The sequence below is a fragment of the Oleiphilus sp. HI0125 genome (assembly GCF_001635355.1).
In genome coordinates this window covers 1-917 of sequence record NZ_LWGF01000296.1, presented here as the reverse complement: position 1 = coordinate 917, position 917 = coordinate 1, and the positions used below count along the sequence as shown (strand labels likewise).

Here is a 917-nt window from a genome sequence, read left to right as displayed (position 1 = left end):
GTTACAATGCAGAATGGAAAATCACGCGAGATCAGCAAGCTTCGTTTGAAAGATGTTGACGTACGCAAAACTGCGCTTGGTCGTGTTGAGCTACCCAATTTTGATGAACTAATGCGCCTCGCAAGCGAGAATCCTGAACAGCTCGAAAGCATTCGGAAAAATGCAATTGAAACCGTGATTAATGGTGCTCCGAAGCACATGAGAGAGCGCTTACAAGGGCTCCAGTTTCAGATCGACATGGAGAGAAAGCGTTGTAACAATCCAGTGCAGGCATGCATGAAAATTTCATCAATGATGAATGATTCGATCGCAGAGCTGCGCTATGCGCTCAACCAGCCAGACGATTACCTCAAATCGCGCACTAAGCACGAAGCGAAAGTCTTATCTTTTACTTCGCCGTCAAGAACAAAATAGACGCTTAGCTTTAGTAACGTAACGCGCTTTAATATACTATTTCAGGCGCGTTACTTTAGGACAAACAAGCTAGGCTTTATGCAAAACCTCAAACCAGAGCATCGTTACTCCAATTTCCTCAAACCCAAATTTTGGCCAACATGGCTTTTGATCGGTCTAATGCGGCTTCTAGCCCGCTTGCCACATGGCGCTCGTATGGGCCTCGGTCGATTCTTAGGCCATAGACTCTACAAACTCAAAGGTAGTCGCTACAAAACAGCCCGAGGAAATATCAACGCCTGCTTCCCTGAGCTCTCTGAAGAAGAACGAGAGCAGCTTGTGTACGACACATTTATATCAAACGCCACCGGCTACATGGAGAGCCTGGCAAGTTGGTGGGGAAACTACACTCCATATATTGATAAACTTACAGTACATGGCATTGAGAACTTAAAAGAAGCACAAGAGCGAGGTAAAGGAATTTTGCTCGTTGGCGGCCACTTCAGCATGCTGGATTTAGCTGG

Annotated in this window: 1 protein-coding gene and 1 pseudogene; both read left to right on the top strand. The window is 46.0% G+C overall.

Annotation, left to right across the window (positions count from 1 at the left end):
- Nucleotides 1-414: DUF3135 domain-containing protein (locus A3762_RS04095; RefSeq protein WP_156493221.1), on the top strand; the 414-nt coding region annotated here is incomplete at its 5' end.
- Between the two features lie 78 nt (nucleotides 415-492).
- Nucleotides 493-917: pseudogene (locus tag A3762_RS04090) on the top strand (lipid A biosynthesis acyltransferase); the annotation flags it as partial.